The organism is Streptomyces mayonensis (assembly GCF_018982965.1).
GTDB classification, from domain to species: Bacteria; Actinomycetota; Actinomycetes; order Streptomycetales; family Streptomycetaceae; genus Streptomyces; species Streptomyces mayonensis.
Map to the genome: position 1 here is coordinate 38,493 of NZ_JACBYP010000017.1, position 26,844 is coordinate 65,336.

Here is a 26,844-nt window from a genome sequence, read left to right on the forward strand (position 1 = left end):
GACTAGTCGCTCTCTTCAGTACGGTGCTCGGTGGACGCGCCACCGGTGGTCGTTTCGGAGGTGCCGGCGCCCGGGTCGCGGCCCGCGGTGGCGAAGGCGGCGAGACCGGCGAAGGACGCGTCCGGTGGAACGGCGGAGGCCCGGGCCCGGTCGGCGGGTTCGGCACCGGCCGGCTGCGCGGTCGGCGCGGCGGCCGTGGACGCGGTGGCGGCGGGTGCGGCGGCCGGTTCGGCGCGCCTGCTCCGCCGCCGGGGCAGACCCCCCGGGGTGGTCTCCACCGCGGTGTCGGGCGCGGGGGCGGCGACGGCCGCCGGTGCGGGGGCCGCTGCCGCCTCGGCGACCGCCGGGGGTGCCGGGGCGGCGGCCTGCGGGGTGTCCGGGACGGTGGCGGGGGCCGCGGCGGCCGCCAGCGGGCTGAAGTACTTGTGGGGTACGACGACCACCACGGACGTGCCGAGCCACGGCGAGTCGGCGAAAGTGACCCGGATGCCGTAGCGGCGGGCGAGCGCGCCCACGACGCGCAGACCGATGTTGGCGTCCTCCGAGATGCCGCCGAGTCCGGCACCGGGCGAGGTGCCGGCCAGCGCGTGCTCGGCCTCGCGCTTCTTCTCGTCGCTCAGGCCCTTGCCGGAGTCCTGGATCTCGATGCCGACTCCGTTGGGGACCTCCTTGCCGGAGACGACGACCGGCTCGGTGGGCGGCGAGTAGCGCGCGGCGTTGTCGAGGAGGTGGGCGAAGATCAGGGTGAGGTGGTCCACCAGGCCGCCGTCGACGCCCAGTTCGGGCAGGTGGCGCAGCTGGATGCGGTGGAAGTCCTTGATCCGGCCGATGCCGCCGCGCATCACGCTCAGCAGCCGCTGCGGTTCCTGCCACTGCCGTCCGGGGCGGTCGGAGCCGCCGAGCACGCCGATGCTGGCGGCGAGGCAGTCGGCCGGGCCGATGGCCTGGTCGAGTTCCATCAGGCCCCGGGCGACGGCGGGCAGCCGCCCGTGCTCGCCCTGCATCTCGTGCAGGCGGCCACGGAGCTTGCTGGTCAGTACGTGGATGCGGTTGCCGACGCTGATGACCGCCTGTTCGGCGGAGGTCGAGCGGTCGAACTCCGCCTCGACGCCCATCAGCGAGGTCCTGAGCACCTTGCGCAGTTCCGCCTGGAGGTCGGCACCGACCTTGGCGCACTGCTCGACGGTCGGCAGGATGTCGTCGATGGCGTCACCGGAGCGCAGTCGGCGCATCGCGTCGGGCAGTTGCTCGTCGGCGAGCCGGGACACCGCGGCCAGCTGGTGCTCCAGCTGTTCCTGCCAGGCCTCGGTCCGCTCGGCGAACCGGGCCTCGTAGGTCTGGGCCTGCTCCGCGAGCCGGTCCTCGTAGGCCCGGGTGTGTTCGGCGAGCCGCTCCTCGTAGGTCTGGGCCTGCTCGGTGAGCTGGGCGTCCAGGTCGGAGCGCTCGGCGGAGAACTTGCGTTCCAGGCCGGCCACGTGCTGCTGCCACTGCTGGGAGTTCTCGGAGCGCGCGGAGCGGTGGGCGTTCTCGGCGCGGCCCAGCTGGGCCCGGGTACGCAGGAGGAGGCGTACGCAGACGGTGCCGGCCGCGGTGGCCGCCGCACCGGCGACGGCCACGGTTATTCGCTCCGAGCTCATGAACGTGGCGGCTACCGTCCCGCCTCCCAGACCCAGTGGCATGAGCCACCAGCTGTACCAGGCGACAGGGGCCCGCGCCGCCGGTGGCGGAGTGGCGAGTTCCATCTGCATCCTTCGAGCAAAACGAGAGAACAGGGGGGATGGTCGAGCAAGGGTGCGCATGTGGGACCGCACTCAGGGGTACGCAACGCGGGCCGACCCGTCGCGATCGCGTCAACTCGCTGCCCCGGTGGGGAGCTTATCGGTTGGGAAGCCTAAAAGATCAATTTCACGGCTCTGCGGAAGTGAGGATTCCGTCACGGCCCGGCAGAGGGCAGAAGGTCGACAAATCCCCCAAGTGGCCAGGTGGACCGAAAGGCCGCACGCGGTGAACCGGGGCCCGTGCGCGCCCGCCGTCGCCGTCCCGGCCCGCTCGCCGTGCATGTGGCGCCCGCCGTCCAGGCCCGCTCACCGTGCGCGTGGCGGCCGCCGTCCCCGGCGGCCGCCGCTCACGCGAGTGCCGTCCCACGACCGTCCGCCGAGTGCCGTCCTAGGGTGCCGTCCCGCCCGGGGAATGGCACGATCACGTCGCAGCCGCCAGACCGGGCTCCCGGGCCCCCTCCCGAGATGCGAGGTTCTCGATGACCACGATGCGCGCCGTCAGCCAGGACACCCTGGGCGGTCCCGAGGTCCTGCGGGAGGTACGGGTCGAGCGTCCCGTTCCCCGGCCGAACGAGGTGCTGGTCCGGGTGCGTGCCGCGGGGGTGAACCCGACCGACTGGAAGCACCGCGCGGACGGCGGCTTCCTCGGCGAGCCGCCCTTCGTACTGGGCTGGGACGTCTCGGGCACGGTGGAGGCGGTCGGTGTCGGCGTCGCCGCGTTCCGGCCGGGCGACGAGGTCTTCGGCATGCTGTCCTATCCCTTCGGCCACGGTTCGCACGCGGAGTACGTCTCCGCCCCCGCGCGCACCTTCACGCACCTGCCGGCCGGAACCGACCACGTCCGGGCGGGCGCGCTCCCGCTGGTGTCGCTGACGGCGTGGCAGGCCCTGGTGGAGCGGGCCGACCTGCGGGCGGGGCAGCGGGTGCTGATCCACGCCGCGGCCGGCGGCGTGGGCCACGTGGCGGTGCAGATCGCCAAGGCCCGCGGCGCCCACGTGATCGGCACCGCAAGCGCGGGCAAGCACGCGTTCCTGCGGTCCCTCGGGGCGGACGAGACCGTCGACTACCGGGAGACGGACTTCGCGGAGGCCGTGCGGGACGTCGACGTGGTCCTGGACACGATCGGCGGCGACACGTCCCTGCGGTCGCTGCGCGTGCTGCGTCCGGGCGGCATCGTGGTCTCGATCCTGCCGGTAGGGTCCGACGCGTTCTTCGAGGAGGCCGAGCGGCTCGGGGTGCGGGCGGTACGGATGCTGGTCGACGCCGACCGGGCCGACATGAGGGAGATCGCCCGGCTGGTCGAGGCGGGGAAGCTGGAGCCCACCATCGCGGAGACGTTCCCGCTGGCCGAGGCGGCCGAGGCGCACGCCCTGGGGGAGACCGGCCGCACCACCGGCAAGATCGTTCTCGTGGTCGACCCGGCCGTCGGCACGTCGGCGCGATGAGACGTCGGCGACATATGCCGACCGAACATGCTGAAGTCTGCTCGAACGAGGTAACTTGCTGAGCAGACCGGGTAGTTGAGCCCCCATTGACAGGCCTGAAGAGGCCGGGACAGGCTGGAGGCGACGTCGTCGTGCGGCAGGAATCCCCGTCACCCACCCGCCATCTGCGGGTGCGCCGCGAGCGCGGGCACACGGTGCTGGAGTTCCGGGGTGAGATCGACATCGCGTCCGCCACGGAGATCGCCCCGCGCCTGGACCGGGAGACGCGGCGCCCCGGCGCCCGCATCGTGCTCGACCTCGGCGGGATCGAGTTCTTCGACTGCTCCGGCCTGCGGCTGCTCCACCGGGCCCACGGCCAGGTGCTCGCGGGCGGCGGGCAGGTGCATCTGGTGTGCTCGCACCCGCTGACCCTGCGCATGCTGCGGATCACCGGCCTGACCCGGCTGCTGCCACCGCGCCGGACCCTCCAGGAGGTACTCGGCGCCGCCCTGCCGCCCGCCCGCCGAACGGGGTGCTGACCGGCCCGCGCCCGTCGAGGCCGCCTCCGCCCCGGCGGGCGACGGAGGGCCTCCTCCGGCGGGCGGCACGGTCGGGCGCGGGTGGGGCCGGGCGGAAATCCGGTTGCGCCGGTCCCGGGGGCGGACGCCATGATGGCGCGGTCCGTGTTCTTCCAGATCCCCCTCGGATCTCCTCAGGTCAGGATCCCCGCATGCGCCGACTCCTCGGAATCCCCCAGCGCCCCTTCCGGCCCACGGTTCTCGAGGACACCGCCCCGCATGCAGCCCACGCGCACCCTGAACATCGGCATTCTGGCCCACGTCGACGCCGGTAAGACCAGTCTCACCGAGCGGCTCCTGTTCGACCACGGTGCCGTCGAACGGCTCGGCAGCGTCGACGCCGGCGACACCCGTACGGACGACGGCGGCATCGAGCGCCGCCGCGGCATCACCATCCGCTCCGCGGTCGCCTGCTTCACCGTCGGCGGCACCCGGGTCAACCTCATCGACACCCCTGGCCACTCGGACTTCGTCGCGGAGGTCGAGCGCGCCCTGGAGGTGCTCGACGGCGCCGTGCTGCTGCTGTCCGCGGTGGAGGGCGTACAGGCCCGCACGCGGGTGCTGATGCGCACCCTGCGGCGGCTGCGGCTGCCCACCCTGGTCTTCGTCAACAAGATCGACCGGCCGGGCGCCCGGCCCGACGCGCTGCTGGACGACGTCCGGCGCCTGCTGACGCCGCACGTCGCGCCGCTCACCGCGGTGACGGGCGCCGGTACCCCGCGGGCCCGGGTCGTCCGCCGTCCGCCGGACGGGCGGACCGCCGAGGCACTCGCGGAGGTCGATCCCGAGGTGCTGGCCGCGCTGGTGGACGGCACCGGGCCGACCGCGGACGACCTCGCGGCCGCCCTCGCCGCACGGACCGCCGACGGTACGTTCCACCCGCTGCTCCACGGCTGCGCCCTCGGCGGCCAGGGCGTACCGGAACTGGTGGAGGGCCTGGTCGCACTGGTCCCGGCGCCGCCCGCCGCGCCGGGCCCCGCGGCCCCGCGCGGCACCGTCTTCGCCGTACGCCCGGGAGCCGGCGGCAGGCGCACGGCGTACCTGCGGCTGTACGACGGTGAGGTGCGCCCCCGGCGGCGGCTGACGTTCCTGCGCCGGGAGGCGGACGGCCGGACCACCGAGGTCTCCGGCCGGGTGACGCACCTGGACGTGGTCGGCGGCGACGCGACCCTCACCGCCGGGAACATCGCCGCGATCAGCGTCCCCGGCGGCCTGCGCGTCGGCGACCGGCTCGGCGAACCGGCGGACCGGGCACCGCAGTTCGCGCCGCCGACGCTCCAGACGGTGGTCCGGGCGCGGCACCCGGAGCAGGCGGCACCGCTGCGCGCCGCCCTGCTGGCGCTGGCCGACCAGGATCCGCTGCTGCACGTCGGGCCGGCGGAGTCCGGTGCGACGGCGCTGCTGCTGTACGGCGAAGTCCAGATGGAGGTGCTGGCGGCGACGCTGGCCGAGGACTTCGGCGTCGAGGCGGAGTTCGCGCCGGGCCGGGTCCGGCTCGTGGAACGCCCGGCCGGGACGGGCGAGGCGGCCGAGGAGATGCCGTGGCTCGACCACACCCGCTACTGGGCGACGGTCGGGCTGCGGGCGGAGCCGGGACCGCGCGGCTCGGGCTGCGTGTTCACGTACGAGACGGAACTGGGCGCGCTTCCCCGGGCCTTCCACCAGGCCGTGGAGGACACGGTCCGGGACACGCTGCGAACCGGTCCCCGTGGCGCCCCGGTCACGGACTGCCGGGTCACGCTGGTGCGCTCCGGCTTCAGCTCACCGCTGAGCACGGCGGCAGACTTCCGCGGGCTGACCTCGATCGTGCTGCGCCGGGCCCTCGACCGGGCGGGGACCGTGCTGTACGAGCCGTACCACGCGTTCGAGGTGGAGGTCCCGCCGGACTCGCTGGCGGCCGTGACCGCCGGACTGGCGCCGCTGGAGGCGGACTTCACCGGCACCACGGGCGGCGATCCCTCCTGGCTCGTCACCGGCGAGCTGCCGGCCCGGCGGGTGCGGGAGGCCGAACTCCGGCTGCCCGGCCTCACCCGCGGGGAGGCGGTGTGGTCCTCGCGTCCGGCCGAGGACCGCCCGCTCCGGCCCCGGCACTGAGCCGTCGCCCCGGCGTGCGCTGCGCCTTTCCACTCCCGCGCCAACTGCTGCGTCTGGCACGGGAGATGGAGGGCATCCGGGTGAGTAGGAAGGAGGGCCGTCGCGATGACGACTTCCGTCAACAAGCCCACGAGGGACGACCGGAAACCCGCGAGGCGCCTGCCCGGCTGGGCGAAGGCGTCGGCCGCGGTCGTGCTGGTGCTCGTCGTGCTGTTCGCCGGGCTCCGGCTGAGCGTACTGCCCGGCCTCAAGGACCTGTTCGGCTCCGAGACCCGGGACCGGTCGGGCCCCGCGCTGCTGAAGTCCATCCAGGACATCAGCCGTTACGACGCCGCGTCCGGCAACTTCCAGGTCGTCGTGGACCTGGAGAAGGACACCAGGTTCCTGCCGGACGCGGTCCGCGGCACCCGCACCCTGTACGTCGGGGCCGGGACCGTGGACGCCTACGTCGACCTCGGCAAGCTCGGAGAGGACGACGTGAAGGTCGACGGCGGCCGGACGTCGGCCACGCTGCGGCTGCCGCACGCGGCACTCGGCGAGCCGGCCCTCGACCCCGACCGCTCCTACGCGGTCTCCAAGCAGCGCGGTCTCCTGGACCGCCTGGGCGACCTGTTCTCCGACAACCCGAACAGCGAGCAGGCCGTGCAGAAGCTCGCGGCCCGGCACATCGGCGACGCGGCGAAGGACAGCGAGCTGAGGACCAGGGCCGAGACCAACACCACGGCCATGCTCCAGGGCCTGCTGCACTCCCTCGGCTTCGAGGAGGTGCGGGTGGCCTACGACGGATGACCGGCCTGCCGTGCAAGGAAGCTGACGACTGGAGGACCCGACATGGCTCGTGCCGTCCCGGGGTTGCGGCGGTGGCCGCGCCCGCGCGCCGTCGAGGCGCAGGAGACCGACCGTCCCGAACGGCACGCGCTCGCCCTGCCGTTGCGGCTGCTGGCGACGGCGTGCGCGTTCGTCTTCATGGTGGCGTTCGCGGTGGTGCTGGCACGGCTGACCCTGCACCCCTCCCCCGCGTCCGAGGCCCTGACCCACACCAACATGCATCCGGGCCGCTCGCTGAGGGCCTATCTGGACCAGCCCGCGCTGCGGGACGCCGTGAAGCAGATCGGCGGGAACATCCTGCTGGGTGTGCCGTTCGGCGTGCTGGTGCCGGTCGTGGCCCCGCGCACGCGCGGGGTGCTGCGGGTGCTGCTGCTGACGGCCGTGGTGATGCTGCTGGTGGAGTTCGCGCAGGGCGCCCTGGTCACCGGACGGGCCTTCGACATCGACGACGTCATCCTCAACACCGGTGGCGCGCTGGTCGGTTACCTGCTCCTCGGCCGGCGGATGAGCCGCACGGTGCACGCGCGCAAGGCACGCGACTGAGAGCGGGACAGCTGGTACGTACCAATCGCCGTACGCGGTATTGACCACCCCTTGCCCCACTCCTTGAATCAAGAGGCGACATCCCCGTCCCCACCCCCACCTCGGTCGGGGCTCCCCTGGCGGAGCCCCGTACGGAAGGGAGAGCCGTGGCCCGCCCACGCCTGCTCCGCAGATGTCTCCTCGCCGCCGCCCTGTCCGCCGGTCTCGCCGCGTCCCTCGTGACCGGCCCGGCCCGGGCGGAGCCCCAGAACTCCGGGAGCACCCGGAGCTCCGGAAGCACCCAGCACCCCGGGAGCACCCGGAGCGCCGACGCCTCGGCCGCCGCCGTGGTGTTCTCCGACACCTTCGACGGCCCCGCCGGTGCGGCCGTCGACTCCTCGAAGTGGCAGATCGAGACCGGCGACAACGTCAACAACCACGAACGGCAGTACTACACCTCCGGCAACCAGAACGCCGCCCTGGACGGCCAGGGCCACCTGGTCGTCACGGCCCGCAAGGAGAACCCGGCCAACTACCAGTGCTGGTACGGCACCTGCCAGTACACGTCGGCCCGGCTCAACACCTCGGGGAGGTTCACCGCGCAGTACGGGCACGTCGAGGCCCGCATGAAGGTGCCGCGCGGGCAGGGCATGTGGCCCGCCTTCTGGATGCTGGGCACCCCGGTGAACTGGCCGGACTCCGGCGAGATCGACATCATGGAGAACGTCGGCTTCGAGCCGTCCACCGTGCACGGCACCCTCCACGGCCCCGGCTACTCCGGCGAGGGCGGCATCGGCGCGGGCTACACGCTGCCGGGCGGCCAGGCCTTCGCGGACGCGTTCCACACCTTCGCCGTCGACTGGGCGCCCGACTCGGTCACCTGGTCGGTGGACGGCAACGTCTACCAGCGGCGCACCCCTGCCGACCTGGGCGGGAGGCAGTGGGTGTTCAACAAGCCGTACTTCCTGATCCTCAACCTCGCGGTCGGCGGCTACTGGCCGGGCGACCCGGACGGCTCCACGGTCTTCCCGCAGACCCTGCTCGTCGACCACGTGTCGGTGACGACGGGCGACTCACCGGCCGGCGGCGCGATCCGGGGCCTGGCCGGCAAGTGCGTGGACGTCGCCGCGGCGAACACCGCCAACGGCACGCCCGTACAGCTCTACGACTGCAACGGCACCGCGGCCCAGCAGTGGACGGTGGGCTCCGACGGCACCATCCGGGCGCTGGGCAAGTGCCTGGACGTCGACGCCGGCGGCACCGCGGACGGCACGGTCGTCCAGCTGTGGGACTGCAACGGCACCGCCGCCCAGCAGTGGGTCGTCACCGCCGCGCGCGACATCGTCAATCCGCAGGCCGACAAGTGCCTCGACGTGACCGGCAACGACCCGGCCAACGGCACCCGGCTCCAGATCTGGACCTGCGCGGGCACCGCCAACCAGAAGTGGACGGTCGGCTGAGCCACCGGGCGGGGGCCGGCCCCGACTCCGCCCGGGACCTGTCGGACAGGTCCTAGCGCGGGGTCCAGGTGAACTTGTCCCCGCCCACCCAGCGGACCACGTCGGGGTCGTCCAGGTCGTGGACCGTGATGCCGAAGGCCGCAGCCGCCTCCAGTACGTCGGTGACGTCCCTGGCCTCACCGACCACCTGACCGTCGATCTCGACGATCCGGAACGGGGGCGTCCCCGGCTGCACCCGGAGCACCAGGATCCGCGGCCTGCCCATGTGCGGGCTGTCGATTTCGGTCATGACTCGAGGGTAGGCCGTGGATCCGCGCCGGGCGCTGTGTCCGTGATGCGGGCTTCGGTGTGCTGGGGAACCCTGGACGAGGCGGCACAGCAGGTGCGAGGGCCGGCCGGAGGTGGTGGCGATGGAGCCCGTCGAGGCGCTGGAGCGGATCGCGTTCCTGTTGGAACGGTCCCAGGCTCCCACGTACCGGGTCCGTGCCTTCCGGACCGCGGCGCGGGTGCTCGGCGGCCTCACCGCGGACGAGCTGCGCGAGCGGGCCGGCTCACTGGAGTCGCTGAAGGGGATCGGCCCCAGGACGGCGCAGGTGGCGCGCGAGGCGCTGGCCGGCCGCACACCCGGCTACCTGGAGAAGCTGCGGGACGAGGCGGCCACCCCGCTCGCCGAGGGCGGTGAGCGGCTGCGGGAGCTGCTGCGCGGCGACTGCCACCTGCACTCCGACTGGTCCGACGGCGGCAGTCCGATCGAGGAGATGGGGAGGACCGCGGCGGCGCTCGGGCACGAGTGGGCTGCGCTGACCGACCACTCGCCGCGGCTGACGGTGGCCCGCGGGCTGTCCCCCGAACGGCTGCGCGAACAACTGGACGTGGTGGCGCGGCTGAACGAGACCTGGGCGCCGTTCCGGCTGCTGACCGGCATCGAGTGCGACATCCTCGACGACGGTTCGCTGGACCAGGAGCCGGAGCTGCTGGAGCGGCTGGACGTCGTGGTGGTGTCGGTGCACTCCAAGCTCCGGATGGACGCCCGCGCGATGACCCGCCGCATGGTCGCCGCCGTACGCGATCCGCACGCGGACGTCCTCGGCCACTGCACCGGGCGCCTGCTGAGCGGGCGGGGGCGGCCGGAGTCGGCGTTCGACGCGGAAGAGGTGTTCGCCGCCTGCGCGGAGTCCGGCACGGCCGTGGAGATCAACAGCCGTCCCGAGCGGCTCGACCCGCCGCGGCGGCTGCTGCGCCGCGCGGTCGCCGCGGGCGTGCTGTTCTCCGTCGACACCGACGCGCACGCGCCCGGGCAGCTGGACTGGCAGGTCCACGGGTGCGCGCGGGCGGAGGAGTGCGGGGTCCCGGCGGAGCGCGTCGTGACGACCTGGTCGCTGGACGAGTTGCTCGACTGGACCCGCCGGGGCCGCACTCCGTCCGGAGTGACCGGCGCCTGAGGTGGTACCCGCCGGACGACCCGCGGACCGGACGGCCCGCGGACCATGACCGAAGGAAACCGACGGACCGGCCCGGGGACCGGGGAGCGACCAGGACCAGCGGACCGCGGCCGGGAACCAGGAACCAGACAGGGCCGGCGGACCGGGCCGGGGACCTGGGACCGACCAGGACCAGTGGGCCGGGTACCACGGGCCAGGGACCGGGGCCGGCGGACCGGAAAGGGAACGTGCATGCAAAGGGCAGCCGTGTTCGACGTCGACGGGACCCTCGTCGACACCAATCACCTGCATGTGACGACCTGGTGGGAGGCGTTCAGGCAGGCGGGGCACCGGGTGCCGATGCACGCCGTCCACCGCGCCGTGGGCCTTCCCTCCGCCGCTCTCGTCGGACACCTCCTCGGCGAGGACCGCGACCGGGATCTGGAGGCCGGTCTGAGCGCCGCGCACAAGGCGCTGTACGGGCAGTACTTCGACCGCCTGCCGGCCCTGCCGGGCGCGGGCGACCTGCTGCGCCGCCTGGCCGGCGAGGGCTGGACGGTGGTCCTCGCCACCTCGGCGGGCGGCGCGGAGCTGGGGGCGCTGCGGCGGGCGATCGGCGCGGACGACGCGATCGCCGCCACCGCGAGCGCCGACGACGTAGCCGCGGGCAAGCCGGCGCCCGAGCCGGTCGAGCACGCCCTGGAGCTGGCCGGGGTGCCCGCCGAGCGTGCGGTCTTCGTCGGGGACACGGTGTGGGACATGCGCGCGGGCACCCGGGCCGGGGTGCGCTGCGTGGGCGTGCTGTGCGGCGGTCTGCCCCGCGCCGACCTGGAGGAGGCGGGCGCCGACGCCGTCTACGCGGACCCGGCGGACCTGCTGGCGTCGCTGGAGGGGAGCCCGTTCGCATGAGGCACCTTGTGGTGGTCCGCCGCACGACCTGCCCGCCGCCCGCCTGGGCACCCGGCGCCGCATGACCGCTGTGATCCGTACGGTCCGGGAAGCAGTGCGGGGACGCCGGCCCGTGGCCGCGGTGTGGTGGGAGGCGTGTGCCGTCGGACGGTCCGTCCGGGCGGCCTGGCGCGGGCCCGGACGCGAACGCGACCTGGTGGTGCAGTCGCTGAAGGCCGCGGGGGCGGCGCTGCTCGCCTGGGCGGTGGCGGGTGTCTGGCTGGGCGACCCGATGGCGCTGATGGCCCCCTGGGTCGCGCTCGTCCTGGTGCAGGCCACCGTCTACAGCTCGGTGCGGCAGGCCGGGCAGCAGTTCGCGGCGATCTGCGCCGGCGCGCTGGTGGCGTCGGCCGCCCAGGCGATCGCGGACGACCACACGGGGGCCCTGGCACTGTCCCTCCCGCTGCTGATGCTGATGGCGAACTGGTCCCGCTTCGGCCGGCAGGGCATCTACGCGGCCACCACCGCCGTGTTCGTGCTGGCCTCCGGCACGGCGGTGTCGGCGGCCGCGGTCGGGCACCGGGTGGGACAGGCCGCGCTCGGCGCGGTCGTCGGCGTCGCGGTCAACGCCTTCGTCCTGCCGCCGATCCACCTGAGGGACGTGCGCGAGAACCTCGCCGCGCTGGCTCGGGAGTCGGGCGACCTCCTGCACGGCGTCGCCACGGGCCTGCGGGAGGGCGAGTGGGACGCGCAGAGCGCGGCCGGCTGGTCGAGCGAGGCCGCGCGGCTCGGACGGCGGCTGGACGCCCTGTACTCGGCGCGCTCCTGGAGCCGGGAGAGCCTGCGGCTCACCTCCGGCCCGCTGCGCAGGCTGCAGCGCGTGCCCGCCACCGTGCCGCCCGAGGACGAGGACCAGCGGTGGAGCCGCGTCACCGGGAACATCACGGCGCTCACCCGGACGCTGGTGGTGACGGTCGACGAGCACCGCACCCCCGCACCGCCGGAAGGGCCGGTGCTGGACCTCTACGCACGGCTGCTGGGACTGATCGGGGACGCCTGCCACGCCGAGGCGGACCGGCTCCTCGGGAAGTCCGCGGGGCCGGGTCCGACGGCGACCGAGACCACGGAGACGACGATGGACGAGTTGCACCGGCGGCTGCAGGAGGGGTTGCGGGAACACGCCGGGCAGGGCGCCGCGCGGACGGCGGTCCTCGGCACTCTGGTGCTCCAGGCGGAGAACCTGTGGGCCGAGATCGTGCCCGAGCCGGACGAATCCGCCGAGCAGTGACCCACATCACCCCAAAACACGACAGACGGTGGAACACCGGCAGGTACTTCGCCGTTGAACCGTACGTGGATACGGATGGGACAGTGTCCCCGGGCCTCACCATTCGCCCACAGGGAAGATCGTTCGGCTGAAGCCCTGTGGAGCTCCCCGCCGAGAGGCGACCGCCATCCGTATCCACCCCGAAGCCGCCCCGGCCGTGATTCCCCCGTCGCGGCCGGGGCTTCCGCATGCGCGTGCCTCCGCGCCGCCACGGGTACCCGGTGGCCTCGGCAACGGGCAGGCGGCGGAGAGGAGCGGCACCGTGAGCAGCACAACGGGCAGCAGGATCGTGGTCACGGGCGCCACCGGCAACGTGGGCAGCAGCGTCGTGCGGCTGCTCTCGGAGGACCCGCAGGTGGGGTCCGTGCTGGGGCTGGCCCGGCGGACTCCCGGGTGGTCGCCCGCGAAGACGGAGTGGGCCACGGCCGATCTGGCCTCGGACCGGACCGACCTGGCCCGCCACTTCGCCGGCGCGGACGCGGTGGTGCACCTGGCCTGGGCCTTCCAGCCGACGCACGACCCGGCGACGACCTGGCGCACGAACGTACTGGGCTCCCTCCGGGTCTTCGACGCGGTGGCAGCGGCCGGAGTGCCGGCGCTGGTGCACGCCTCCTCGGTCGGCGCGTACTCACCGGGGCCGAAGGACCACGCGGTGGACGAGTCGTGGCCGACGCACGGCTGGCCGGACGCCGCGTACTGCCGCGAGAAGGCCTATCTGGAGCGGGTCCTGGACACCTTCGAGCGGGACCGTCCCGGCATCCGGGTGGTGCGGATGCGCCCCGCCTTCCTCTTCAAGCGCGAGTCGGCCAGCGAGCAGCGCCGCATCTTCGGCGGCCGGTTCCTGCCGGGTCCGGTGGCGCGCCCCGGCCTCCTCCCCTTCCTGCCGGACGTCCCCGGGCTCCGGGTGCAGGCCCTGCACACCGACGACGCGGCCGACGCCTACCGGCTGGCGGTACGCTCCGCCGATGCTCGCGGGCCGTTCAACCTGGCGGCCGATCCGCCGGTGGACGCGCGGCTGCTGGGCGGGACGACCGGAACGCGTCCGGTGCGGCTGCCCCGCACCGCGGCCCGCTCGGCCGTCGCCGCCGCGTGGGGACTGCGCCTGCTGCCCGCCTCGCCGCACCTGTTCGACGCGGTGCTCGGGCTGCCGCTCATGGACTGCACGCGGGCGCGGGTGGAGCTGGGCTGGCGGCCCACGCGTACGGCCACGGAGGTGCTGGAGGAATTCCTGCGCGGTTTCCGGCAGGGGGCCGGCGCGGACACCGTGCCGCTGCGGGGGCGCAAGGTCGGCTGAGGACGGAACGACCCCGCTCGCGGGCGGTTCAGCCGGAGGACTCGTCCGGCACCGGGTGCTCGGGGTGGACGGCGCCCGAGTGCGGTGCACCGCGGCGGCCCGTTCCCGCCTCGTCGGTGTCGGGCACGTCGGTCGGGGGCGGCCCGGCGGCCGGGTCGTCGCCCGGCTCCCCTGCGCCGCCCTCGGCCCCGTCGTCCTCCGGGCCCTGGAGGTGCTCGCGCTGCTCACGGGTGGGCGCGGCGGCCTCCCACGGGTCGTCGTGGTCGCCGGCCTGCTGGTCCGGCATGTCCCTCGGGACCGGGGTGCCGTTCTCACCCGGCCCCTCGTGGCGGCGGTCCGTCACGGCACGCTCCTTCCGGCGGTCTCCGGGTCACCTGTCCCCGGTTCGTCTGTCTCCGGTTCGTCGGTTTCCCGTTCGTCTGTCTCCCGTTCGTACCAGCGGCTCCGGGTACCTCCGCGCCGAGCGGTGAAACCTCACTGCGGAACTGCCCGCCGTGCGCGAGGAAGGCTCGCCCCCTTCCTGGTCCGTGCTCTCCTGACCCGACCTGCGAACCCACGATGGCCGCCGGCCACGCCTGCCGCTGAAACCGCCCTCGGAAAATCACTGGCCCTTCGGCGATCCGGCTATCTATGGTAGACGAAAACCTAGAGCCCCTAGGTTGACTCTCGTGACCGCAGATCCAGGGAGACTCCCGTGAGAGCACTCGTCGAGCAGGACGTCCGCGCCTCGTTCATCAATTGTTCCAAGGGCGAGACCAAGCGCCTGGCCGTCCCCCGCGACCTCGCCGAACGCCCCTGGGACGACCTCGACTTCCTCGGCTGGCGGGACCCCGGCGCGCCGGACCGCAGCTACCTCGTCACCGACCACGACGGGCAGCTCACCGGCGTGGCCCTGCGGTTCCAGCCCGCCCGGAGCGGCTTCTTCCAGCGCAGCCTGTGCGCGCTGTGCCTCACCGCGCACCCCCGGGGAGGTGTCTCCCTGATGACGGCGCGCAAGGCGGGCGCGGCGGGGCGCGAGGGCAACTCGGTGGGCCTGTACATGTGCACCGACCTGGCCTGTTCCCTGTACCTGCGGGGCAAGAAGGTCCCCGGGGGCGGCACCCGCATCGAGGAGAGCCTGACGCTGGAGGAGCAGGTCGCCCGGACCCTCGGCAACCTGTCCGGCTTCCTCGCCAAGGTGACCGGCTGAAGATCGCGGACGCGCGCCGGCGTCCGGCGCGTGGGAACCGCAACCGCCCCCTGTGCCCGGCTACCGTCCTTGTCCGGATACGTTCGAGGCGCCTGGGGAAGGGAACAGCCCGAGGATGCGGGATGTGCGGGATCTGCGTGAGGCCGCCAGGTCGGCACTGCGGCGGGTGAAGTGGCTCAGCGACCCCGTGGTCGCGCAGGCACTGCGCTCGGCCGCCGCCGCCTCCATCGCCTACGTCATCGCGGTGCGCCTGACCCCGGACAAGTCGGCGGCACCCCTCACCGCGCCCCTGACGGCGCTGCTGGTCGTCCAGGTCACCCTGTACGCCACGCTCAAGATGAGTTTCCGCCGGGTGAACGCGGTGGTGGCCGGTGTCCTGGTCGCCATCGCCTTCAGCCAGCTGGTCGGGCTGAGCTGGTGGAGTCTGGGTCTGCTGATCGTGTCGGCGCTGGGCGTCGGGCACCTGGTGCGGGCACACGAGTTCACGGCCGAGGTCGCGATCAGCGCGATGCTGGTGCTCGGGGTGACCTCGCACGGGAGCCTGGCCTGGGCCCGGGTGGTGGAGACCCTGATCGGGGCGACCGTGGGGCTGGCCTTCAACCTGTTCCTGGCTCCCCCGGTGTGGGTGGAACAGGCCGGCGAGTCGGTCGTGGGGCTGGCCCGGCAGGTGCGCCAACTGCTGCTGCGGATGGGCGAGGAGGCGGCCGGCAGCACGCCCTTCCACGAGGCGGCGGCCCGGTTGCACGAGGCACGGCGGCTCGACCACGACATCGGCGAGGTGGACGAGGACCTCCGTCAGGCCGAGGACAGCCTGCGGTTCAACCCCCGGGTGCGCGAGGGGCTGCTGCACCGGGTGGTGCTGCGCACCGGTCTGGACACCCTGGAGATCTGCACGGTGGTCATGCGGGTCCTCGCCCGCAGCTTCACCGACCTCGCCAAGGAACGCGAGCCCGATCCCCTCTTCGCGCCGGAGACCGGCGCCGCGGTCCAGCAGTTGCTCTCCGAGATCGCCGACGCCGTGGTGAGCTTCTCGGTCCTCGTCACCACGAACGCCAGTGACGACGCCGAGTCCGCGGAGGCGCGGCTGGCCGCCGAGCTGCGGCAGGCCGCGGTCACCCGGGACCGGCTGGACGAGCTGCTCCTTCAGGAGGTCCGGCGTGACTCCCGGCAGTGGCAGTTGCGGGGTGCGGTGCTGGCGGAGGTCAACCGCATCATCGACGAGATGGACACCGAACACCGTTCCCGCCGGCTCCTGGAGGAGCTGGACCGGCACACGCGCGAGCAGCGCGAACGCATGCCGCGGCTGACCCGGCTGCGGGACCGGGCCCGCGGCCTGCTGCGCCGGCGGAACCGCAAAGCGCCCGCGGGGCGTTCCTCCTGAGGAGCGGTGACACACGGAAGCAGGGCTTCACTCAGGAGGGAGCGCGGGGATGAGCGACACCGGCGCAACGGGCGTACGGATCGACGGGAACGGGCTGGTGCTGCCGGGCGGTGCGCGGGTGCGGTTCGTGCGCACCCTGCGGCTGCCCGAGACGGGCACCCATCCGCTGCCGCCCGGCCTGGGCGACTTCCCGGTCCGCCGGGTCGCCGACCACGCCGACACCGTGCCCGAGTCGTGGCGGGCCCGCGGCGGGGTGATGCTGCCGGTGTATCTGCGCGAGGCCATGTGGCTGAGCTTCGCCGGTACGAGGGAGCCTGCCGCGCTCCAGGTCGGGGCCGGCAAGGTCTGCGCGGTCTCGGGGCGGCCCTGGAGCGACCGGCTGTCCCGGGATCCGCAGAACTACCTGGTCCTGCCGCGTCAGCCCTGGCTGGACGGCATCAACTCCGGGACGGGCACGGTCCGCCAGTTCGTGGCGGTGCCGCTCGGCATGGGGGCGACCGTCGAGGGCCAGGTGACCGGGGAGGAGGTCTGGGGCGGCGTCCAGTTGCAGGCCTTCCGCCTGAACGACACGGAGCTGGCCCGCTGGCGCCAGGAGGAGCGGCGCCGCGCCGAACTGCGGCGCCGGGCGGCCCGTTCGGGCGGTTCCCTCGGCGCCCCGGCACCGGCGTGCGCACCGGCCGCTCCCGGTTACGGCGCCGCGGCCGGGGCCCGTTCCGCACCGGCCATGGGCCTGGGTGCCGGGGGCTCCATGCGCCAGGAGGTGTACCGCGACGAACGGCCCCTGGCCGACTGGGCCGAGCGTCCGGCCGGCCGGGTCTTCGTCCACCTGGTGACGCCTCCGCAGTGGCGGCGCATCACCGGAGAGGAGCCGCCGCCGTCCCCCGTCGACCGGGCCGCGTACACCCGGGCGGGCCTGCCCTGGTACGAGTACTACGACGAGGACGCCCACGACCTGGCACCCGGTGAGTCGCTCCAGGCCGTGCGACCCGTCGGGGACTGGCTCGGGGACGACCACGAACCGTGGCAGGCCCCGGCCGAGCAGCAGGTCCACCCGCTCAAGGACGCCCCGGGCAAGACGGTGGAGGACGGGGACTGGTAGGCGTGGTCCGGAAGCGGGACACGGGACGACGGCCGGGGTCGCCCGGTGCGCGACGTGGACGGCGGCGCCTGCACCGGACGGCACCCCGGCGCCCGGTCCACAGGCAACGAGCCCCGGGCCACCACGCCCACGGCGCTGTCCGCCCGATGAACGGCGCGCGCCCACCACGGCGGGCGCCCGGTCGACGGCGACGCCCGACGCGGCGCGCGCCGAACGCAGCGAGGTCAACGGCAGGACGGTGGCGCGGCGCGAGGCCCGGGACAGCGGCAGCGGCAGCGGCAGCGGCAGCGGCAGCGGCAGCGGCGGGAGCAACGCGGGGCGCGCGGTGACGGTTGGGACATGCGGCGGTTCGTCGGCCTGCTCGGGCGGACGGCCGCCGCGGCGGCACTACCCGTGGCGGTGAACTGCGGCCCGCAGGCGTGCCGTTCGCCTCAGCCGTCGCCGTCCGTGCGCTGCCGCTGCAGTGCGCGGGGGCAGGAGGCGGCGCTCGCCTGTGCCAGCAGGACGTGCACCCGTTCGGTGAGCTGGGCGACGTCGTCGGCGGGCGCGTGGAAGGGCAGGCGTACGTCGCCGTGGGAGCGGATGCGCTCGATGCGCAGCGTCAGCCCGTGCCGGTCGACCGCGAGGGGACGCACCCGCACCGCGCCGTGCAGGCTGTCGGGGTCGACGAGCCGGGTCAGCCGGTCCACCGCGTCGCCGTGGCAGTCGGCGAGGTGGGTCAGCAGCCGGGCCTCGGCCAGGGCCAGCGGGTCGGGCGCGGCGGCGGTGAACTCGTCGACGTCGACCACGACGGCCCCGGAGGGCTGCCGCAGGACCACGCGGGTGGGCCGGAAGGCGAGGTGTCCGTCCTCCAGCGCGAACCAGCCGGCGAGCCAGAGCCTGGCCCTGATCCGGCCGCGCACCGGGACGGGCGCCACGTCGGCGAACTCCAGCACGGCGGACGGCTCTCCGCGCGGCGCGCAGATCGCCGCCGCCACCAGCGCGCTGTCCTCGGGCACGTGCAGGAGGATCCGGCCGTCGTCGGCCACGGTGTGCGCGCCGACGAACTCCTCCCGGCCGCCCTCGGCCGTCACCGCGCACGACCATGCGGCGGCGAGCACGGAGCGGGCCTGCTCCGCCGCCGCGGGCGCGGCCGTCCAGGCGTTGCGGTCACCCATCCTCAACCTCCGTCGTTCAATCATTAGGTAAGGCTCACCTAACCTATCGGAGATCGGGGTGCGCGCCAACCACATCGCGTGATCTTTGCGTGACTTTTCCGCGCGCCCGGTCCCCGCGCCCCGGAGCTGCGGGCCACTCCGGGGGCGTTCAGGCCTCGATCGCCCCCAGCAGCGCCCGTGCACACAGGTCCCGCACCTGCTCGCGGGCCGGCTCCGGATCCCGCAGCCACTCCAGGCAGACCGCGGTGGTGAACGCCAGCCACCCGCGCACCGCCAGCCGCACGTCCGTGCGCTCCCCGAAGGCCGGGCCGAACTCCGGGTCGGCGGCCAGGGCGGCGAGGATCTGCCGTTCCTGCGCGGCGAGCGCCCGCCGGTAGACCCCGCGCACCGCCTGGTCGCCGGCCGCGTCGGCGCGGTGGAAGGCACGGTAGCCGTGGGCATGGGCCCGGACGTACTCGAGGTACGCGTCGAGGCCGGCGGCGAGCTGCTCGCGGACCGGGACGCCGGGGACGGCCGCCGTCATCCGCAGCATGCGCTCGCTCTCGCGCTCGACGACCGCCGCGAAGAAGTCCCGCTTGTTCGGGAAGTAGTGGTACAGCAGCCCGCGCGAGACCCCGGCGATCTCGGCGACCTGCTCGATCCGCACCTCGTCGTACGGGCTCTCCGAGAACAGTCGCGCCCCCACCGAGAGCAGCTGTTCCCGGCGTTCACCGGTGCTGAGCCTGCGGCGGGTGCTCCCGCCCTGGGTCGCGGCCATGACCGCACCTTACTTGACGCAGGTTCAACAACGGGACGAGACTGGACCCGCGTTATTGAATCCATGTACAACAGGCTTGCCCCGGCACCGGCGGCACGCCGTTGCGTCTGAGGGAGATCGCGCATGGCCCGGACAGCGCGGGAAACGGCCGGGGACGGACTGCCGAAGGGCTTCCGCAGCGCCGAGCTGGGCTGGCCCGAACTGCACCGCATACCCCACCCTCCGTACCGGCTCCCGCTGCTCGGCGACGTGGTGGGGGCGAGCAGGAGCACCCCGATGCAGGACTCGCTGCGCCACGCGCGGCGGCTGGGGCCGATCTTCCGGCGGCGCGCCTTCGGCAAGGAGTTCGTGTTCGTGTGGGGCGCCTCGCTCGCCGCGGACCTGGCGGACGAGGCCCGGTTCGCGAAGCACGTGGGCCTCGGGGTGGCAAACCTCCGGCCGGTCGCGGGCGACGGGCTGTTCACGGCGTACAACCACGAGCCCAACTGGCAGCTCGCGCACGATGTGCTGGCCCCCGGGTTCAGCCGCGAGGCCATGGCCGGGTACCACGTGATGATGCTGCAGGTGGCCGCGCGGCTCACCGGCCACTGGGACCGGGCGGAGGCGTCCGGCCGGTCGGTGGACGTGCCCGGCGACATGACCCGGCTGACGCTGGAGACCATCGCGCGCACCGGCTTCGGGCACGACTTCGGTTCCTTCGAACGTTCCCGGCCCCATCCCTTCGTCACCGCGATGGTCGGCACGCTCGGCCACGCCCAGCGCCTGAACACGGTGCCCGCCCCGCTGGCCCCCTGGCTCCTGCGCGGCGCGAGCCGCCGCAACGCCGCCGACATCGCCTACCTCAACCGCACCGTCGACGACCTGGTCCGCGAGCGCCGGGCGGCCGGGAGTCCGGGCGGCGCCGGGGACCTGCTCGACCGGATGCTGGAGACGGCCCACCCCACGACGGGCGAGCGGCTGTCGCCCGAGAACGTCCGCCGCCAGGTCATCACCTTCCTGGTCGCCGGTCACGAGACCACCTCGGGTGCGCTCTCCTTCGCCCTGCACTACCTCGCGCAGCACCCCGAGGTCGCGGACCGGGCCCGCGCCGAGGTGGACCGTGTGTGGGGCACGGCCGAGGCTCCCGGCTACGACCAGGTGGCCAGGCTGCGCCACGTGCGCCGGGTCCTGGACGAGTCGTTGCGGCTGTGGCCCACCGCTCCCGCCTTCGCGCGGGAGGCCCGCGAGGACACGGTGCTCGGCGGCACCTACCCGATGCGTCGCGGGGCCTGGGCGCTGGTCCTCACGGGCATGCTGCACCGCGATCCGGAGGTGTGGGGGCCGCACGCCGAGCAGTTCGACCCGGACCGCTTCGAGGCGAAGGCCGTACGGTCGCGGCCGGCGCACACCTTCAAGCCGTTCGGGACGGGCGCGCGGGCGTGCATCGGGCGGCAGTTCGCGCTGCACGAGGCCACGCTGGTCCTCGGGCTGCTGCTGCGCCGCTACGAGCTGCGGCCCGACCCCGGCTACCGGCTGCGGGTGACCGAGCGGCTGACGCTGATGCCCGAGGGGCTGCGGCTGCGGCTGGTCCGGCGGACCCCGTCCGCGCCGGACCGCTCGCCCGGCACGGCTACGGCGGCCGGGAGCACCGGGCAGGCCGACGGGGCCGGCTCAGCGTCCCGTTGTCCAGTGCACCGGGCGGGCGACTGAGTCCGGAAGCCGGGTGCCGGGGCCGCCGCGGGCCGCCTCGACCTGCGGCTGGGTCAGGAAGAAGGCGCCCGTCAGGTCCGCGTCCGTGAGGTCGGCGTCGCGCAGGTCCGCGCCGATCAGGTCGGCGCCCCTGAGATCCGCGCCGGTCAGGTCGGCGGCGATCAGACAGGCCCCGCGCAGGTCGGCACCGGCGAGGTCGGCGCCCCGGAGACGGGCTCCCAGCAGGTCGGCGTGGCGGCGGTTCTTCTTCCGCCCGCGGGCACCGGCCCGGGCCAGCTCGCTGACGCGCAGCAGGAGTGCGTTGACCCGCTGCCGGTGCGCGGCCACGTCGAGGGCGCCCAGCTCCTCGGGGGTCCCCTCGGCGAGGTGCCCGGTGTCGGCGAGGGCCCGGCGCAGCTCGGTGTCGACCGGGCGGGCCGCGGGCAGGGCCAGTGCCTCGGTCAGGTACCAGAGCAGTTCGTGCAGTTGGCGCACGACCGGGAACACGTCGAACATGCGGCGGGACCGCTCCGGCGGACCGGTGCGCCAGTCCCGGCCGCCGAAGGTGACCTGCGAGACCCGCTGTCCGGCGCCGAAGCAGTCGTAGACCGTGCAGCCCGGGAAGCCGCGCTCCCGCAGCGTCGTGTGGATGCCGCAGCGGTGGTCGGTGCGCAGGTTCGGGCAGGGCCTGCCGGCGTCCTTGTCGAGCGCGAAGTCCGCCGAGCGGGCGAACGGCAGGGCCACGCAGCACAGTCCGAAGCAGCTCTCGCAGTCGGCGCGCAGTTCTGCCAGGTCCGCCCGGTCCGCCGTGTGTTCTCGCATGTCGTCGAGGATACGGGCCGCCCGCGCGCCCCGTGCCGACGGTTTCCGCGCCGCCCTCCCCGACACAGGGCGGCGGCTACCGCGGGAAGAGTTCGAAGGTCACCGCCGGCCTCCCGCCGAACCGCTCCCCCGCCGCCGCGGTGAAGCCGGTGAGGAATCCCCGCACATACGTCTCCGGGTCCTCGTCGGTCAGCACCTCGATGTAGGTCCGGTGTTCGAGCAGCGAGCGCACCGCGCGTTCGAGACCCGGCGTGGCGTCCACGGCGTGTGTGGGCGAGGAGGAACCGGCGACCGCGACCCACCGCACCCCGTCCCAGGGGTCCAGGCCCCGTTCGGTCAGCTCCGGGAAGATCCATCGGTTGCCGGCGTCCGCCGCCGCGTCGAGCGTGGCGCGGCCCACGGCGACGTGGTCAGGGGTGTTCCAGGCCACGCCGCCCCAGGTGTCGCGGTGGTTGAGGGTGATCACCAGCTCGGGCCGGTGCCGGCGGACGGCGGCCGCGATGTCGCGGCGCAGCGCGGTGCCGTACTCGACGACACCGTCCCGGTGGTCGAGGAACTCGACCTCGCTCACCCCGACGACGGCGGCACTCGCCCGCTGCTCACGCTCGCGCAGCGGTGCGCACTCGGCGGGCGGCAGGGTGTCGATGCCCGCCTCGCCCCGCGTCGCGAGCACGTAGGCGATCTCGCGGCCCTCGTCGGTCCATGCGGCGATCGCCGCCGAGCAGCCGTACTCCAGGTCGTCCGGGTGGGCGACGACGGCGAGGGCCCTGCGCCAGTCGCGCGGCATGGGCTCCAGCTGTGTGTCCGACAACTCCGTCATGCCCGCACAGTAACGTGCGGCGCGGACCTCCCACCCCGATGTCCGGCCCGGTCGCTCACGCCTCGTCGCGGGCGAGGGCGAGCAGCCGGTCCAGGACCCGGGGGCCGCCGGCCCGCAGCCCGTCGTGCTCGAACTCGTCGGTGACCCAGGTGCGCAGGCCGCGGACGGTACGGGCGGTGCCCAGCGCGTGGGCGGTGTCGACGTACATGTCGTCGTGGTAGACGGCCGCGGCGGCCGGCACCTCGTTGGCGGCGAGGCGGGCCGGGTCGTACAGCGGGGTCCAGTCGGTGCGGGCGGCGAGCAGTTCGGCGGTCTCGCGCAGCGGGCGCAGTGCCGGGTCGCAGTCGAACATCCAGGGATGGACGGACTCGCCGGTGAAGAACAGCGGTTCGTCCCCGGCCAGGGCCTTGGCGGCGTCGAAGCGCGGGAACTCGGCGCGCACGCGCTCGGCCGACCAGTCGGTGGGGCGTGCGTCCTGGCCGTAGATGGCCTCGTGGACCAGGGCGTAGAGCGGTTGGTCCGCGAAGGAGAGCTGGGCCTGGACCTGCTCCTGGAAGGAGTCGGACAGCTCGGGCCCGCCCGGGGTGCGGACGAAGGCGTCCTCCAGGAGGAAGTGCAGGCGGTGACTGCCCTCGCTGCCGCCGAGGAGGATGCCGAGGGACTGGAAGGCCTCCACGGTGAGGCGGTAGCCGTTCGGCAGGACCACGTCGTGGGTGAGCAGGTGGTCGGCGATGCGGCGGGCGCGCTCGACGTCCTGGGGGTAGCGGGCGTAGTGCGCGGCGACCTTGCGCTCGATGCGCGGGTAGGCGGCCCGGTAGACGTCGTCGGCGTGGGCGTCCAGGGAGGGCAGGCCGCCGGTGATCAGGGCGGTGCTCAGTCCCTCGGGGGCCAGCGAGAGGTAGGAGACGGTGCAGAAGCCGCCGAAGCTCTGGCCGAGGACGGTCCAGGGGGCGCCGCCGGTGACCTGCGGGCGGACGGCCTCGCAGTCGCGCACGATGGCGTCGGCGCGGAAGTGGGCGAGGTAGTCGGCCTGCTCGGCGGGGCCGCCGCGCAGCGGGAGCGTCTGGCGGTTGGCGGGCGTGGAGGCGCCGGTGCCGCGCTGGTCCAGGAGCAGCACGCGGTACTCCTTGAGCGCGCGGCCGAACCAGGCGGGGCGGCCGATGAAGCGGCTCGCCGCATGGCCGGGGCCGCCCTGGAGGTAGAGCAGCCACGGGAGGTCCCGGTCCGCCTTGTCGCTCGCGACGGCCTCGCGCGCATACAGCTCGATGGTCTCGCCGGAAGGGTCGGCGTGGTCGAGTGGCACGGTGAAACGGCGGTCGGTGAGGACGACGCCTGGCTGACGGTAGCTGACGCTCAACGGGGCTCCCCGGGACGACTGGACTGGACTGGGACGGGACTGCGGCGGAACTCACGGACGGGTACGCCGGGCGGACGGGTGGGTACGCCGGACGGGCCCCGGCCGGTTCTTCCGGCCGTGTCCCAGTTCAGCACACGGTCCTGCGGCCACCGTCCCCGGGATCATGAAATCCTGCTGAATGCCTGCGGTGCCGACCTGGCGTCGCCCGGTACGACCCGTACGGAGCGACCGTGCCGGACGCTCCTGTCGCCCAGGGCGCCGGTCAGCGGACGGCGAGGCTGGAGCGCCGCACCACCAGCTCCGGCTGGAGCACGACCCGCCGGTGCGGGTGGGTCCGGTCGGTGCCTTCCAGCTCCGTCTCCTCCAGGAGCAGCTCGGCGGCCATGGCGCCCATGGTCACGGCGGGCTGGCGCACGGAGGTGAGCGGGACGGCCGCGGCGGCGGCGAACTCTATGTCGTCGTAGCCGACGATCGCGAGGTCGTCCGGGACCGCCACCCCCGCGGCGTACACGGCCTGGAGGACGCCGAGCGCGAGCAGGTCGTTGGCGCAGAAGACGGCGGTCGGCCGGTCGGCGAGGCCGAGGAGGCGGGCGCCGGCGTCCCGGCCCGCGGAGACGTCGAGGCGCTCGGTGGGCAGTTCCCGCAGTGCCTCGGGACCGAGCCCGGCCTCGGCGAGGGCGGCGAGGGCACCGGTGCGGCGGTCGCGCACCTGGTTGAGGCCGGGCGGGCCGCTGACGTACGCGATGGAGCGGTGGCCGGCGTCGACGAGGTGGCGCACGGCCAGCGCGCCCCCCGCGACGTCGTCGACGGAGACCGAGCACTCGGTGGCGCCGTCGGCGACCCGGTCGACCAGGACGAAGGGGATGTTGTGGCGCCGGAAGCCCTCGATGTTGCGGCCGGTGACGTCGGCGGGGGTGAGCAGGACGCCGCGGACCCGCTGCTCGGCGAAGAGCGAGAGGTACTCGGCCTCCTCCCCCGGGTTCTGGGCGCTGTTGCACACCATCACGCCGAGCCCGGCGTCGCGCGCGGCCCGCTCGGCACCGCGGGCGACGTCGACGAAGAAGGGGTTGCCCATGTCCAGGACGAGCAGTCCCATGATCCGGCTGCGGCCCGCGCGCAGCTGACGGGCGGACTCGCTGCGGACGTAGCCCAGCCGGTCGATCGCCGACAGCACGCGCGCACGGGTCTCCGCCGCGACGGTGTCGGGCCGGTTGATGACGTTGGAGACCGTGCCCACGGAAACTCCGGCGGCGCGGGCCACGTCCTTGATACCCACGGAATGGGCCATCGGGCACAGACCTCCGAGGTCGGGCTGGCGGTTTTGTACGGATCAGGTCGACCCCGGCGGGATCCGTACGGTCGCCCTCTGGGACAGGGGGCGACCGCAGGACCTTCCCACACTACCCGTGCACGCCCCCGCAGGACGCGTCACGCGAGGTGGAACACCTCGGTGAGGGGCTTCATCGCCTCGTCGGGGCGGGCCCCGTCGAGGGACTCGAAGAGGGGCCCCATCTCCGCCTGCCACCGGGCGTTGACCTCGGTGGCCTCCATCCCGGCCTGGGCGGCGGCGAAGTCCTCGGTCTCCAGGTAGCCGACGAGCAGGCCGTCGTCACGCAGGAAGAGCGAGTAGTTGTGCCAGCCGGTGGCCGAGAGTGCCTCGCACATCTCCGGCCACACGGCGGCGTGTCGTTCGCGGTACTCCGCGATGCGGTCCTGGCGGACCTTGAGCAGGAAACAGACGCGCTGCATGAAGTACCGCTCCCGTACGGTCTGACGTGGACGGTGTGACTAGGACAGTGGGACCAGGACGGTCGGACCGGAACGGCGTGACCGGAACGGTGCGACTAGAAGTCGAACTCGTCGATGTTGCCGGCGTTGAAGACGGTCGGCTTGCCCAGGTCGATCACGCCGTCCTTGCCGATGGTGTACTCGCCCAGACCGCCGGCCTTGAAGGTCTCACCCTCCTTGCCGGTGATCTGCCCGGAGGACAGGGCGACGGCCGTGCGGGCGGCCAGCTCGCCGAGCTTGGCCGGGTCCCACAGCTCGAACGCCTCGACGGTGCCGTTCTTGACGTACTTGCGCATGTCGTTGGGCGTGCCGAGGCCGTTCAGCTTGACCTTGCCCTTGTACTTCGAGCCGGACAGGTACTGGGCGGCGGCCTTGATGCCGACGGTGGTCGGGGAGATGATGCCCTTGAGGTTCGGGTGCTCCTGGAGCAGGCCCTGGGTCTGCTGGAAGGACTTCTGGGCGTCGTCGTCGCCGTAGGCGACCTTGACCAGCTTGATGTCCTTGTACTTCGGGTCCTTCAGCTCGTCCTTCATGATCTCGATCCAGGCGTTCTGGTTCGTCGCGGTCTGCGCGGCGGACAGGATCGCGATCTCGCCCTTGTTGCCGATCTGCTCGGCCATCTGCTGCACCTGGGTGCGGCCGATGTCGTCGGCGGAGGCCTGGGAGATGAAGGCGTTGCGGCAGTCGGGGTTGGTGTCGGAGTCGTAGGTGACGACCTTGATGTCGTTCTTCATGGCCTGCTTGAGCGCGGTGCACAGCGCGCCCGGGTCCTGCGCGGAGACGGCGATGGCGTCGACCTGCTGCTGGGTGAGCGTGTTGACGTAGGAGACCTGGCCGGCGGTGTCGGTGCCGCTGGAGGTGCCGACCTCCTTGTAGCTGGAGCCCAGCTCCTTCAGGGCCTTCTCGCCGCCCTTGTCGGCGACGGTGAAGTACGGGTTGTTGACCTGCTTGGGCAGGAAGCCGACGGTCAGGCCCTTCTTCGTCTCGGCGTTCGGATCGGCCTTGCCCCCGGCGGCGGCCGAGCCGCCCTCGTTCTTGACGTCCTCCTTGGTCGTGCCGCCGCAGGCGGTGGCCGCCAGGGCGAGAGAGGTGACGGCGGCGAGGGCCGCGCAGGTGCGGCGGATGGTCGACTTGCGCATGGTGGGTTCCTTATCGAGGGTGGGCAGAGCTGGTGCGTGGGGGCATGGACATG

General features: G+C 73.8%; 25 protein-coding genes. 14 read left to right on the forward strand and 11 right to left on the reverse strand.

Annotated elements, in window-relative coordinates; all coding sequences use genetic code 11:
• Positions 1-2: 2 nt before the first annotated feature.
• Complete coding sequence (locus tag HZS56_RS09330; RefSeq protein ID WP_216720240.1) at positions 3-1,742, reverse strand: ATP-binding protein; 1,740 nt, start codon at positions 1,740-1,742, stop codon at positions 3-5.
• Between the two features lie 515 nt (positions 1,743-2,257).
• Between HZS56_RS09330 and HZS56_RS09335 the strand changes: the two genes are divergently transcribed.
• From HZS56_RS09335 to HZS56_RS09360, 6 genes are all read left to right on the forward strand, one after another.
• Positions 2,258-3,223 carry an NADP-dependent oxidoreductase gene (locus HZS56_RS09335; protein ID WP_216720241.1) on the forward strand — a complete coding sequence of 322 codons (966 nt, stop codon included), beginning with the start codon at positions 2,258-2,260 and terminating at the stop codon, positions 3,221-3,223.
• A gap of 131 nt (positions 3,224-3,354) precedes the next feature.
• Positions 3,355-3,741, forward strand: coding sequence for an anti-sigma factor antagonist (locus tag HZS56_RS09340; RefSeq protein WP_216720242.1), 387 nt, complete (start codon positions 3,355-3,357; stop codon positions 3,739-3,741).
• 258 nt (positions 3,742-3,999) lie between these two features.
• Entirely contained in the window at positions 4,000-5,874 is a 1,875-nt protein-coding gene (gene otr(A) / locus HZS56_RS09345) for a tetracycline resistance ribosomal protection protein Otr(A) (RefSeq protein ID WP_216720243.1), read from the forward strand.
• A gap of 105 nt (positions 5,875-5,979) precedes the next feature.
• Positions 5,980-6,663 carry a DUF4230 domain-containing protein gene (locus HZS56_RS09350; protein ID WP_216720244.1) on the forward strand — a complete coding sequence of 228 codons (684 nt, stop codon included), beginning with the start codon at positions 5,980-5,982 and terminating at the stop codon, positions 6,661-6,663.
• A gap of 42 nt (positions 6,664-6,705) precedes the next feature.
• Positions 6,706-7,245: a VanZ family protein gene (locus tag HZS56_RS09355; RefSeq protein WP_216720245.1), complete on the forward strand. Its 540-nt coding sequence runs from the start codon at positions 6,706-6,708 to the stop codon at positions 7,243-7,245.
• A gap of 146 nt (positions 7,246-7,391) precedes the next feature.
• Complete coding sequence (locus tag HZS56_RS09360; protein WP_216720246.1) at positions 7,392-8,684, forward strand: glycoside hydrolase family 16 protein; 1,293 nt, start codon at positions 7,392-7,394, stop codon at positions 8,682-8,684.
• Positions 8,685-8,736: 52 nt separating this feature from the next.
• Here HZS56_RS09360 and HZS56_RS09365 read toward each other — a convergent pair whose 3' ends face one another.
• Entirely contained in the window at positions 8,737-8,973 is a 237-nt protein-coding gene (locus HZS56_RS09365) for a hypothetical protein (RefSeq protein WP_216720247.1), read from the reverse strand.
• Between the two features lie 121 nt (positions 8,974-9,094).
• On the opposite strand from HZS56_RS09365, the gene HZS56_RS09370 reads away from it, so the two are divergent.
• The 4 genes from HZS56_RS09370 to HZS56_RS09385 all read left to right on the forward strand — a co-directional run bounded on the left by HZS56_RS09370 (position 9,095) and on the right by HZS56_RS09385 (position 13,614).
• The gene (locus HZS56_RS09370; protein WP_216720248.1) at positions 9,095-10,126 is read left to right on the forward strand and encodes a PHP domain-containing protein; all 1,032 of its coding nucleotides are present in this window, start codon (positions 9,095-9,097) and stop codon (positions 10,124-10,126) included.
• Between the two features lie 231 nt (positions 10,127-10,357).
• The gene (locus tag HZS56_RS09375; RefSeq protein ID WP_216720249.1) at positions 10,358-11,014 is read left to right on the forward strand and encodes an HAD family hydrolase; all 657 of its coding nucleotides are present in this window, start codon (positions 10,358-10,360) and stop codon (positions 11,012-11,014) included.
• A 61-nt stretch (positions 11,015-11,075) separates the two neighbouring features.
• Positions 11,076-12,281, forward strand: coding sequence for an FUSC family protein (locus HZS56_RS09380; RefSeq protein ID WP_216720250.1), 1,206 nt, complete (start codon positions 11,076-11,078; stop codon positions 12,279-12,281).
• Between the two features lie 301 nt (positions 12,282-12,582).
• Complete coding sequence (locus HZS56_RS09385; protein ID WP_216720251.1) at positions 12,583-13,614, forward strand: SDR family oxidoreductase; 1,032 nt, start codon at positions 12,583-12,585, stop codon at positions 13,612-13,614.
• Positions 13,615-13,642: 28 nt separating this feature from the next.
• Here HZS56_RS09385 and HZS56_RS09390 read toward each other — a convergent pair whose 3' ends face one another.
• Entirely contained in the window at positions 13,643-13,957 is a 315-nt protein-coding gene (locus tag HZS56_RS09390; protein ID WP_216720252.1) for a hypothetical protein, read from the reverse strand.
• 351 nt (positions 13,958-14,308) lie between these two features.
• Here HZS56_RS09390 and HZS56_RS09395 point away from each other — a divergent pair, with 351 nt between their 5' ends.
• The 3 genes from HZS56_RS09395 (at position 14,309) to HZS56_RS09405 (ending at position 17,283) form a co-directional block, all read left to right on the forward strand.
• Positions 14,309-14,803 (forward strand): FBP domain-containing protein, encoded by a 495-nt coding sequence (locus HZS56_RS09395; RefSeq protein ID WP_216720253.1) that lies wholly within the window; start codon positions 14,309-14,311, stop codon positions 14,801-14,803.
• A gap of 115 nt (positions 14,804-14,918) precedes the next feature.
• A complete protein-coding gene (locus HZS56_RS09400; RefSeq protein ID WP_216720254.1) occupies positions 14,919-16,184 on the forward strand; it encodes an FUSC family protein in 1,266 nt (421 codons plus the stop codon).
• 49 nt (positions 16,185-16,233) lie between these two features.
• Positions 16,234-17,283 (forward strand): hypothetical protein, encoded by a 1,050-nt coding sequence (locus tag HZS56_RS09405; protein WP_216720255.1) that lies wholly within the window; start codon positions 16,234-16,236, stop codon positions 17,281-17,283.
• Between the two features lie 431 nt (positions 17,284-17,714).
• Here the strand turns inward: HZS56_RS09405 and HZS56_RS09410 are convergent, their stop codons facing one another.
• Positions 17,715-18,440 carry a DUF2470 domain-containing protein gene (locus tag HZS56_RS09410; RefSeq protein ID WP_216720256.1) on the reverse strand — a complete coding sequence of 242 codons (726 nt, stop codon included), beginning with the start codon at positions 18,438-18,440 and terminating at the stop codon, positions 17,715-17,717.
• Positions 18,441-18,588: 148 nt separating this feature from the next.
• Positions 18,589-19,197, reverse strand: a complete 609-nt coding sequence (locus tag HZS56_RS09415; RefSeq protein WP_216720257.1) for a TetR/AcrR family transcriptional regulator — start codon at positions 19,195-19,197, stop codon at positions 18,589-18,591.
• A gap of 123 nt (positions 19,198-19,320) precedes the next feature.
• Between HZS56_RS09415 and HZS56_RS09420 the strand changes: the two genes are divergently transcribed.
• Positions 19,321-20,886, forward strand: coding sequence for a cytochrome P450 (locus HZS56_RS09420; protein ID WP_216720258.1), 1,566 nt, complete (start codon positions 19,321-19,323; stop codon positions 20,884-20,886).
• Here HZS56_RS09420 and HZS56_RS09425 read toward each other — a convergent pair.
• The 6 genes from HZS56_RS09425 to rhaS all read right to left on the reverse strand — a co-directional run bounded on the left by HZS56_RS09425 (position 20,848) and on the right by rhaS (position 26,791).
• Positions 20,848-21,687, reverse strand: a complete 840-nt coding sequence (locus HZS56_RS09425; RefSeq protein WP_216720259.1) for a pentapeptide repeat-containing protein — start codon at positions 21,685-21,687, stop codon at positions 20,848-20,850. The two genes, HZS56_RS09420 and HZS56_RS09425, sit on opposite strands and share 39 nt — an antisense overlap.
• 76 nt (positions 21,688-21,763) lie before the next feature.
• Positions 21,764-22,507, reverse strand: coding sequence for a PIG-L deacetylase family protein (locus HZS56_RS09430; protein WP_216720260.1), 744 nt, complete (start codon positions 22,505-22,507; stop codon positions 21,764-21,766).
• Between the two features lie 55 nt (positions 22,508-22,562).
• Positions 22,563-23,864, reverse strand: coding sequence for an alpha/beta fold hydrolase (locus HZS56_RS09435; protein ID WP_216720261.1), 1,302 nt, complete (start codon positions 23,862-23,864; stop codon positions 22,563-22,565).
• 262 nt (positions 23,865-24,126) lie between these two features.
• Positions 24,127-25,152 carry a LacI family DNA-binding transcriptional regulator gene (locus tag HZS56_RS09440; RefSeq protein WP_216720262.1) on the reverse strand — a complete coding sequence of 342 codons (1,026 nt, stop codon included), beginning with the start codon at positions 25,150-25,152 and terminating at the stop codon, positions 24,127-24,129.
• A gap of 140 nt (positions 25,153-25,292) precedes the next feature.
• Positions 25,293-25,613 carry an L-rhamnose mutarotase gene (locus HZS56_RS09445; protein ID WP_030185674.1) on the reverse strand — a complete coding sequence of 107 codons (321 nt, stop codon included), beginning with the start codon at positions 25,611-25,613 and terminating at the stop codon, positions 25,293-25,295.
• A 95-nt stretch (positions 25,614-25,708) separates the two neighbouring features.
• The gene (gene rhaS / locus HZS56_RS09450; RefSeq protein ID WP_216720263.1) at positions 25,709-26,791 is read right to left on the reverse strand and encodes a rhamnose ABC transporter substrate-binding protein; all 1,083 of its coding nucleotides are present in this window, start codon (positions 26,789-26,791) and stop codon (positions 25,709-25,711) included.
• Between the last annotated feature and the right edge of the window lie 53 nt (positions 26,792-26,844).

Coding starts and splice junctions, on each gene's coding strand:
- rhaS (WP_216720263.1), bottom strand. CDS start 26,791: ATGCGCAAGTCGACCATCCGCCGCACCTGCGCGGCCCTCGCCGCCGTC.
- HZS56_RS09410 (WP_216720256.1), bottom strand. CDS start 18,440: ATGGGTGACCGCAACGCCTGGACGGCCGCGCCCGCGGCGGCGGAGCAG.
- HZS56_RS09380 (WP_216720250.1), top strand. CDS start 11,076: ATGACCGCTGTGATCCGTACGGTCCGGGAAGCAGTGCGGGGACGCCGG.
- HZS56_RS09415 (WP_216720257.1), bottom strand. CDS start 19,197: ATGGCCGCGACCCAGGGCGGGAGCACCCGCCGCAGGCTCAGCACCGGT.
- HZS56_RS09430 (WP_216720260.1), bottom strand. CDS start 22,507: ATGACGGAGTTGTCGGACACACAGCTGGAGCCCATGCCGCGCGACTGG.
- HZS56_RS09355 (WP_216720245.1), top strand. CDS start 6,706: ATGGCTCGTGCCGTCCCGGGGTTGCGGCGGTGGCCGCGCCCGCGCGCC.
- HZS56_RS09405 (WP_216720255.1), top strand. CDS start 16,234: ATGAGCGACACCGGCGCAACGGGCGTACGGATCGACGGGAACGGGCTG.
- HZS56_RS09420 (WP_216720258.1), top strand. CDS start 19,321: ATGGCCCGGACAGCGCGGGAAACGGCCGGGGACGGACTGCCGAAGGGC.
- HZS56_RS09440 (WP_216720262.1), bottom strand. CDS start 25,152: ATGGCCCATTCCGTGGGTATCAAGGACGTGGCCCGCGCCGCCGGAGTT.
- HZS56_RS09425 (WP_216720259.1), bottom strand. CDS start 21,687: ATGCGAGAACACACGGCGGACCGGGCGGACCTGGCAGAACTGCGCGCC.
- HZS56_RS09400 (WP_216720254.1), top strand. CDS start 14,919: ATGCGGGATGTGCGGGATCTGCGTGAGGCCGCCAGGTCGGCACTGCGG.
- HZS56_RS09350 (WP_216720244.1), top strand. CDS start 5,980: ATGACGACTTCCGTCAACAAGCCCACGAGGGACGACCGGAAACCCGCG.
- HZS56_RS09365 (WP_216720247.1), bottom strand. CDS start 8,973: ATGACCGAAATCGACAGCCCGCACATGGGCAGGCCGCGGATCCTGGTG.
- HZS56_RS09375 (WP_216720249.1), top strand. CDS start 10,358: ATGCAAAGGGCAGCCGTGTTCGACGTCGACGGGACCCTCGTCGACACC.
- HZS56_RS09370 (WP_216720248.1), top strand. CDS start 9,095: ATGGAGCCCGTCGAGGCGCTGGAGCGGATCGCGTTCCTGTTGGAACGG.
- HZS56_RS09335 (WP_216720241.1), top strand. CDS start 2,258: ATGACCACGATGCGCGCCGTCAGCCAGGACACCCTGGGCGGTCCCGAG.
- HZS56_RS09445 (WP_030185674.1), bottom strand. CDS start 25,613: ATGCAGCGCGTCTGTTTCCTGCTCAAGGTCCGCCAGGACCGCATCGCG.
- HZS56_RS09330 (WP_216720240.1), bottom strand. CDS start 1,742: ATGGAACTCGCCACTCCGCCACCGGCGGCGCGGGCCCCTGTCGCCTGG.